A 7,285-nucleotide genomic window follows, 5' to 3' on the forward strand; every position below is an offset into this window, starting at 1 on the left:
TGAGCTCGTCCCAGGTGCCGCCGACGCCCATCAGGAACACGGCGTCGTAGCCCTCGTCGGCGACCTTGTCGGCGAGCTCGATCATCTTCTTGCCGGTCTCATAGACGTTCTTGCCGTCCTCGAGATAGCCCTCCTGGCTAAAGTGCATGATCTCGATCTTCTCGGTTTCCTTCATGGCTTTTCCTTTCTGTCCTGCACGCGACTCTATACATCGCGTTTCTTTTCGATACCAATTATAGACATACACCTAAGGTGTTTTTAATACCACTTATCAATCTGTTCCAATCCTCGGTGAACGGTCGAAATTCTCTGGTGAGTGGTATTAAATTAGAATTGAATGTATAGCTAACACCTCTGGCGCCTCCCTTGTGTGACAAAGAACAGCGTTCCTACCAGCGCAATAATGGTCGATGCCCCAAATAGCACCGCTTGGACGCCCAAAGCCTCCGCCAAAAAAGGAGCCGCCAGCAGCGGCAGCACGCCGGCGCTCATCAGGCCAAAACGCACAAAGCCGGTAATGCGCCCCAGGTATTTGATGTCGGCACGCTCCTGAATCAAGATCATCTGCAGCGGCTCCAGGAACCCCCAGGCCAGACCGTTAATCGCCTGACCGATAATCGCGACCCCCAGCATATCGGTGCCCACGTACACCATGGACCCAATGCCCACGGCCATGAGCGCGCCGAGCAGCAATCGCAGGTTGACATGGCGAGCAGAAAGCTTGGTCAGGATGAACGCACCCACCGAGGAAGTGAGGCCCACGACCGAGGACAACCAGCCCAGCCAGACGATATCCACGTTGAGTACATCACGGTAGAACAACGACTCCAGCGAATCGAACGCGCCAAACGCAAAGAAACCCAAAAAGCCCGAGATAAAGATGAGGCGCAAGTCGTGGTCGCGAAACGTAAGTCGCGCACCCTCGGCCATGCCGCCCAGAATACCGCCCTTCGGCTTCTCCCCTTTTGCGGGAGCAACACACTCGTGACAGCCCAAGGAGAGCACGGCCGCCACACCCATCATGCCCGCCATGAGCAGATAAACCGATTGCGTGGCAAAACAGCTCACGATGGCACCGCCGAGCAGCGGGCCAGCGGTATAGGCGATATTGCTGTAGAACACCATGAGGCCGTTCACGCGGGTACGACCCTCGGTGGTCGACTCCAGGTATCCCGGAAACGCATGCGTGCAGGTGTTGATAAAGCCGCCCGCAAGTCCCAAGACGCACGCGGCAAACACAAGCCCGGGGACAGACAACGGCGCTAACCCCACGCCAAGCGATAGCACTGCCGTAATCACGCACGTCACAAACGACGTCCGGCGCGGTCCAAAGCGATCGATGACCGAGCCCGACACCATATTGCCCACCGACGTCATAAGATTGCGCGCGAGCGTAATGGCGGCAACCAAAAAGGCCGTGCCGGCCAGATCATACGTGGCCGCACCGATAAGCCCCAAAAAGTAGACCGCGTTGTTGGCGCACCACTGCAGGGACTCAATAAGAATCAGCCTGACCTCTGCCGGCGTCAGGCGCATTGCTTCGCGACCCTTCGCGAACATACGAACTCCTTCTATACAAAAAGGGGATGGAGAGCATAGGCCTGCTCCATCCCCTTTCCAGGTTGCAACGAAAATCTATGCAGCCGGGCCCTTACGCCAGCACGCCGAAGAACGCGCCGATGATGCCCACGACCATGGTGGCCACGATCAGCACCATGGGGTTGATCTTCTTGGACAGCAGCCAGTAGTACAGCCAGAAGGCGATCATGCCGAGCATGCCGGGCATGATGCCGTCCAGGATGTCCTGGAGGGTCTGGGCGTCCTCGCCCGAGCCGATGGCCACCGGGATACTGGCCCAGAACATGTCCTTGCACATGGCGCCCACGACCATGACGCCCACGATTCCCACGCAAGTCATGATCTTCTGCATGAGGCCGGTCCTCTGGGCCTCGTCCAGGAAGCCCACGCCCAGCTCGTAGCCCTTGACGGCGCCCCAGATGCGCAGCGCGAAGCCGGGGACGTTGTAGATGAGCAGGAAGGCGATGGGGCCGAAGGGGTTGCCGGCCTGGCACAGGCTGATGCCCACCGCGGCGGCGACCACGCGCAGCGTCGACAGGAAGATGGAGTCGCCGATGCCGGACAGCGGACCCATGAGGGCGGCCTTGACGTCGTTGACGCTCTCGGGCTCGATCTCGCCGCGGGCGACCTTCTCCTCCATGGCCATCGCGATGCCGCCGACGAACGGGGCGAACTGGACGGTGATGTTGAAGAACGCGCAGTGGCGGTGCAGGGCCGCGGCGTAGTCGTCGGGGCGGCCGGCGTAGATCTTCTTGAGCATGTTGGCGACCATCAGGCAGAAGGCGATGTTCATCTGCTTGTAGTAGGTCCAGGAGAACTCCATGCCCAGGGCGCCGACGTTGACGGCGCTCTTGACGAGGTCGGAGCGCGTGATCTTGTTCTCGGGACTAGAAGTCATCGTCCTCATCCCCTTCCGCGGAGAGCTGGGGCTGGGCTCCGCCCAGGCCGAGCAGGTCGAACTTGTCGATGCCGATGATGATGGCGATCAGGGCGACGCCCAGGACGGGCACGTTGGCGTAGGAGCACAGCAGGAAGCCCAGGAAGTAGAAGGGCACGAGCTGCTTGGTGAGCACCAGGCGGCCGAGCATGGCGAAGCCCATGGCAGGCAGGATGTTGGCGGCAACGCCGCAACCATCAATGATGAAGGACGGGACGAAGTCGAGCAGGCCCTGGATGGCATCGGAGCCCAGATAGAAGGCGCCGCCGCACAGCAGGAAATACTCAAGGCAGCCCCAAAGACCCATGCTCCAATGAACGGCGTAAATGCCTTTAAGGTTTCCCTTGAGGGCGAACCTGTCTGCCATATCGACAAACACGGTGAACAAGGCACTAGTAATGTTGCCGATCGTCAGCGAAAGGACAGCGATGGGCATGGCGAGCGCGATGGCCGTCTCGGTACCCTGACCGAGCTGAATGGCAAACGCGCAGGCGAGCACGCCGCCGATGGTTTCGTTAGGCGGCACGTAGGCGCCGATGGAAACCGAACCCATGAACAGCAGCTCCAGGCTGGCGCCGACGGCAAGACCAGTCTGCAGGTCCCCCAGCACCAGGCCCACGAGCGGGCACAGGACGATGGGGCGGAACGCGTAGAGGGTGCCGAGCTGGTAGTCGAGGCCTCCAAACGCTCCGACTAAGCCGACGAGGATTGCTTGGGTAAGCATGGTTCCTCCAAAATAGGAAATCTTGAGTCATAGCCGGTCACCGTCGCGCGCGCTGTTGATATCAATCCGGAAACTCGACCACACGGCCCGAAGCGTACCTGGTGTGCTGTTAACACCTATGCCAGGCACAAATGATTTGATACCAATTATAGATATGCAGGTTCTTACTATTTAATACCACTCGCTCAGCGGGGTGTTTTTTACCGTAAACGGCAGACGTATCCCATCAGGCGCGCTCTTTGTTTCGATGGCGGACAAGCGCCACCAGAAAGCCATCGCCAAAGGCATCGTATGCCAAGTTGCCTACAATCACCAAAACGATTATCGCCGCGCCCAAAAACTCGTTCCAGCGAAAGACCTCGCCAAAGAGGAGCGCCGACCAGCAGGGAGCGAGCACGACCTCGCTCATGCAAACCAAGTTGGCCGCAAACGCGTTAGTGCGCGCAATCCCCTTGGCATACAGCACACTCGCAAGGCCGCTGCAAAAAAGGCCATGCACCAGCATAAGCCCCCACTCAAAGGGTTTTACGGAGCCTAGGTCGCCGGCAAAATAGACGATCGGCAGTATCGAGATGCCGCAGGAGATGAGCGAGGACACCATGGGCGACGCATCGGGGCGAGAGTTTAAAAAGAAACACAGCCCAAAGGTGGCTCCCGAAATGACGGCAAGCAGGTTGCCGAGCATGCCCTCGGCGCTCAAATCGCCTAAAAAGAAAAGTCCCATACCCGTAAAAGCAACCAACACGGAGGCAATCTTCGCAGGCGAGGGCAACGTGCGAGTTGCGAGCGACTGATACACGATAACAAAAATCATCGAGGTGTACTGCAGAACGATCGCGTTGCCGACCGTCGTGAGCTGGTTGGCAAAGTTAAACGTGGTGCCCGTCACGAAGTTGCAGACGGCCACAAGGACAATAAGACGGCTGACGCGGAGGACGGGCCTACCGACGAGCAGGATAAAGAGCGCCATAAATATTGCCGTAACGGCACCGATCAAAAGAGCTGACTGCGAATTGGCGCGAACGAGGATGCCGATAAAACTCCACAAGAGCGCCGTGCCAAATAGATACATCGCCCCGCTCACGCCATTATCGGGTGGATTGTCAGATCGAATCACGAAGCACCTCCAGCTAACTTTCGGTAATAAAAAACGGCGACCGCAACGGGTCGCCGTTTCCCTTGGGGGCAGAATAAAACGCAGGAACCTACGCCAGCACGCCGAAGAACGCGCCGATGATGCCCACGACCATGGTGGCCACGATCAGCACCATGGGGTTGATCTTCTTGGACAGCAGCCAGTAGTACAGCCAGAAGGCGATCATGCCGAGCATGCCGGGCATGATGCCGTCCAGGATGTCCTGGAGGGTCTGGGCGTCCTCGCCCGAGCCGATGGCCACCGGGATACTGGCCCAGAACATGTCCTTGCACATGGCGCCCACGACCATGACGCCCACGATTCCCACGCAAGTCATGATCTTCTGCATGAGGCCGGTCCTCTGGGCCTCGTCCAGGAAGCCCACGCCCAGCTCGTAGCCCTTGACGGCGCCCCAGATGCGCAGCGCGAAGCCGGGGACGTTGTAGATGAGCAGGAAGGCGATGGGGCCGAAGGGGTTGCCGGCCTGGCACAGGCTGATGCCCACCGCGGCGGCGACCACGCGCAGCGTCGACAGGAAGATGGAGTCGCCGATGCCGGACAGCGGACCCATGAGGGCGGCCTTGACGTCGTTGACGCTCTCGGGCTCGATCTCGCCGCGGGCGACCTTCTCCTCCATGGCCATCGCGATGCCGCCGACGAACGGGGCGAACTGGACGGTGATGTTGAAGAACGCGCAGTGGCGGTGCAGGGCCGCGGCGTAGTCGTCGGGGCGGCCGGCGTAGATCTTCTTGAGCATGTTGGCGACCATCAGGCAGAAGGCGATGTTCATCTGCTTGTAGTAGGTCCAGGAGAACTCCATGCCCAGGGCGCCGACGTTGACGGCGCTCTTGACGAGGTCGGAGCGCGTGATCTTGTTCTCGGGACTAGAAGTCATCGTCCTCATCCCCTTCCGCGGAGAGCTGGGGCTGGGCTCCGCCCAGGCCGAGCAGGTCGAACTTGTCGATGCCGATGATGATGGCGATCAGGGCGACGCCCAGGACGGGCACGTTGGCGTAGGAGCACAGCAGGAAGCCCAGGAAGTAGAAGGGCACGAGCTGCTTGGTGAGCACCAGGCGGCCGAGCATGGCGAAGCCCATGGCAGGCAGGAAGTTGGCGGCAACGCCAAAGCCAGCAAGGACAAAGGGCGGGATGAAGTCGAGCAGGCCCTGGATGGCGTCAGCACCCAGATAGAACGACAGCGAGCACAGCAGGAACGCCATGATGATACCGGTCAAACCGATCAGGAAGTGCATCGCATAGACACCCTTAAGGTTGCCCTGGCCGGAGTAGACATCAGCGCGGTCGACCAGGATCGGCAGGGCGGCGTTAAGGATGTTCTTGATGGCAAGGCACAGCGTGGCGATGGGCATGGCAAGCGCGATGGCTGCCTCGGTGCTCTGGCCCAGCTGGATAGCGAAGGCGCAGGCGAGCACGCCGCCGATCGTCTCATCAGGCGGCACGTAGGCGCCGATGGAGATCGAGCCCATGAACAGCAGCTCCAGACTCGCACCGATCGCGAGGCCGGACTGCAGGTCCCCCAGCACCAGGCCCACGAGCGGGCACAGGACGATGGGGCGGAACGCGTAGAGCGTACCGAGCTGGCAGTCGAACTTACCAAATGCGGCGATAAGTCCGATGAGGATTGCTTGGGTAAGCATACATCCCCCTTTCCATATAGGACACTACGAAGAGCTCAGACTCTTCGAAATTGAACGCCTAGAGCACGCTGGCGCAGTCGACCTTGGGGTCATCGGCCAGGGGTCGAATCTCGACCTCAACGCCACGATCCAGCATCTCGCGCACATCGGCTTCCTCGGCCGCGGTCAGGAAGATCTGACGAGAGACCTGACGAGCGTCGGGACGCTTCTCGTCCTTGGGCTTGGTGTTGCCCAGGTTGACCGACTTGATCTGCGGGCAGCCCTCAACAAGCTGCTTTGCCTCAGCGATAGTGGCGACGCAGATGATCATCTTGTACTTGTCGGTCACGCCCGAGTTGATAGCTTCGATTGCATGCTCCATATCTTTGATGACGAGCTTGCAGCCGGCAGGCTTGCCCATCTTGAGCGTCGTCTTCCACACCGGGTCGTTAGCGACCTTATCGCCCACGCAGAAGATGCAGTTGGAGCCAAGGCCCTGAACCCAGGAAACTGCGACCTGGCCATGAAGCAGGCGATGGTCAACGCGAAGTAGCTGAATCATAATGTGACCCCCCAAAGGTCTTGTGCCGTCATACGGCGTGTCAGTAGGTGCTGCGGATTAGAACTCTTCCTCCTCCTCGTCATCGACCAAAAGATCGTTGACAAACTTCACGCGCGTATCGTCCGCAGCGACGATGGCGCGAATCGTCTCCTCAACCGGCGCCGACTCGTCAGAGAACAGCAGCTGGATGAGCAGAGGAAGGTTCATGTTGGTAACGAGGTACGTGCGGGGACGCGTCTGGACGATCTTGGTGAACTCGTTGTTAACGCTACCGCCAAAGAGGTCGGTGCAGACAACGACATCATCGTCGGCAGACATGCCTGCCAGCAGTTTTTGGGCCTCCTCGGCCACGTCCATGCGGCCATCGACGAACATCGAAAGATCGTGGACGTTGTCGCGAGCGCCCGAGAGCAGCTCGACGCTCTCCTTGATGCCGGTGGCGAAGTGCGCATGGCTGGCGATGATGTACTGTCTCATTCTGTGTTCCTCTCAATAGCCCGGCACGTTCCCGCACCCGTTTTCTTTAGTAGTCGAACTGGTGATAGTAGCGACGATACTTGAGGTTGTGCTTGGTGACCGTCTCGTAGTAGCGAGCCAGGCGGTCGGTCACGAGCACCGTCAGAATCCACGGGGAGACGATGACGCGGAACTCGTCGTCAAGGCCGGGGATCGCGAACTCGGCGGTGTCGATGATGTTGATGTCAGTGTCGCC

Annotated in this window: 8 protein-coding genes and 1 pseudogene; all 9 read right to left on the reverse strand. The window is 59.7% G+C overall.

Going from position 1 to position 7,285, the window contains the following annotated elements:
* Positions 1-345: 345 nt before the first annotated feature.
* The gene (locus tag AAA069_RS09815; protein WP_271739664.1) at positions 346-1,560 is read right to left on the reverse strand and encodes an MFS transporter; all 1,215 of its coding nucleotides are present in this window, start codon (positions 1,558-1,560) and stop codon (positions 346-348) included.
* Between the two features lie 91 nt (positions 1,561-1,651).
* Positions 1,652-2,485: a PTS system mannose/fructose/sorbose family transporter subunit IID gene (locus AAA069_RS09820; RefSeq protein ID WP_316367175.1), complete on the reverse strand. Its 834-nt coding sequence runs from the start codon at positions 2,483-2,485 to the stop codon at positions 1,652-1,654.
* Positions 2,466-3,239, reverse strand: a complete 774-nt coding sequence (locus AAA069_RS09825; RefSeq protein ID WP_349128260.1) for a PTS sugar transporter subunit IIC — start codon at positions 3,237-3,239, stop codon at positions 2,466-2,468. The genes AAA069_RS09820 and AAA069_RS09825 overlap by 20 nt, the downstream gene beginning before the upstream one ends.
* A gap of 226 nt (positions 3,240-3,465) precedes the next feature.
* The gene (locus AAA069_RS09830; protein WP_343007855.1) at positions 3,466-4,356 is read right to left on the reverse strand and encodes a DMT family transporter; all 891 of its coding nucleotides are present in this window, start codon (positions 4,354-4,356) and stop codon (positions 3,466-3,468) included.
* A gap of 88 nt (positions 4,357-4,444) precedes the next feature.
* Positions 4,445-5,278: a PTS system mannose/fructose/sorbose family transporter subunit IID gene (locus tag AAA069_RS09835; protein ID WP_316367175.1), complete on the reverse strand. Its 834-nt coding sequence runs from the start codon at positions 5,276-5,278 to the stop codon at positions 4,445-4,447.
* Positions 5,259-6,032, reverse strand: a complete 774-nt coding sequence (locus AAA069_RS09840) for a PTS sugar transporter subunit IIC (protein ID WP_271739668.1) — start codon at positions 6,030-6,032, stop codon at positions 5,259-5,261. The genes AAA069_RS09835 and AAA069_RS09840 overlap by 20 nt, the downstream gene beginning before the upstream one ends.
* A 58-nt stretch (positions 6,033-6,090) precedes the next feature.
* Positions 6,091-6,573, reverse strand: coding sequence for a PTS sugar transporter subunit IIB (locus tag AAA069_RS09845; protein WP_099432286.1), 483 nt, complete (start codon positions 6,571-6,573; stop codon positions 6,091-6,093).
* 57 nt (positions 6,574-6,630) lie between these two features.
* Positions 6,631-7,050 (reverse strand): PTS fructose transporter subunit IIA, encoded by a 420-nt coding sequence (locus AAA069_RS09850; RefSeq protein ID WP_148346728.1) that lies wholly within the window; start codon positions 7,048-7,050, stop codon positions 6,631-6,633.
* A gap of 46 nt (positions 7,051-7,096) precedes the next feature.
* Positions 7,097-7,285, reverse strand: a pseudogene (locus tag AAA069_RS09855) (SIS domain-containing protein); the annotation flags it as partial.

Origin of the sequence: Collinsella sp. CLA-SR-H006 (assembly GCF_040097075.1) — a bacterium.
GTDB lineage: Bacteria > Actinomycetota > Coriobacteriia > Coriobacteriales > Coriobacteriaceae > Collinsella.

Excerpts from the sequence above, each read along its gene's own strand:
- AAA069_RS09815 (WP_271739664.1), bottom strand. The coding sequence starts at position 1,560 with ATGTTCGCGAAGGGTCGCGAAGCAATGCGCCTGACGCCGGCAGAGGTC.
- AAA069_RS09820 (WP_316367175.1), bottom strand. The coding sequence starts at position 2,485 with ATGAGGACGATGACTTCTAGTCCCGAGAACAAGATCACGCGCTCCGAC.
- AAA069_RS09825 (WP_349128260.1), bottom strand. The coding sequence starts at position 3,239 with ATGCTTACCCAAGCAATCCTCGTCGGCTTAGTCGGAGCGTTTGGAGGC.
- AAA069_RS09835 (WP_316367175.1), bottom strand. The coding sequence starts at position 5,278 with ATGAGGACGATGACTTCTAGTCCCGAGAACAAGATCACGCGCTCCGAC.
- AAA069_RS09840 (WP_271739668.1), bottom strand. The coding sequence starts at position 6,032 with ATGCTTACCCAAGCAATCCTCATCGGACTTATCGCCGCATTTGGTAAG.
- AAA069_RS09845 (WP_099432286.1), bottom strand. The coding sequence starts at position 6,573 with ATGATTCAGCTACTTCGCGTTGACCATCGCCTGCTTCATGGCCAGGTC.
- AAA069_RS09850 (WP_148346728.1), bottom strand. The coding sequence starts at position 7,050 with ATGAGACAGTACATCATCGCCAGCCATGCGCACTTCGCCACCGGCATC.